This is a genomic window from Bacillus sp. Medicinal_06 (assembly GCF_056711665.1).
In genome coordinates this window covers 1-255 of sequence record NZ_JBWYHD010000086.1, presented here as the reverse complement: position 1 = coordinate 255, position 255 = coordinate 1, and the positions used below count along the sequence as shown (strand labels likewise).

The following is a 255-nucleotide window of genomic DNA, read 5'->3' as shown; positions in this document are numbered from 1 at the left end:
CTCTTTTTTGTACCAAATTTTCAAGCGTATCTAATACGAGTTCATTGTCATTGCGTCTAGAGATTTTCCAAGAAACAATTTCATTATTATAAATGTCTTGCACGACAGAGAGATAGCGAAATCCATCTTGGATTCGTAAATATGTAATATCTGTAACGAGCGCTTCATTTTGTTTTCGATTTTTAAATTCACGGTTTAAAACATTTGGAAAAGTATTCGAATAATTCCCTCTAAAGAAGCGTCGCTTCTTACGAA

The 255-nt window shown here is 32.9% G+C and carries 1 protein-coding gene; it reads right to left on the bottom strand.

Features of this window, described 5'->3' with window-relative positions; translation table 11 throughout:
* The coding region (locus AC1M36_RS28615; RefSeq protein WP_479846532.1) for a DDE-type integrase/transposase/recombinase at positions 1 to 255 on the bottom strand (255 nt) is incomplete at both ends.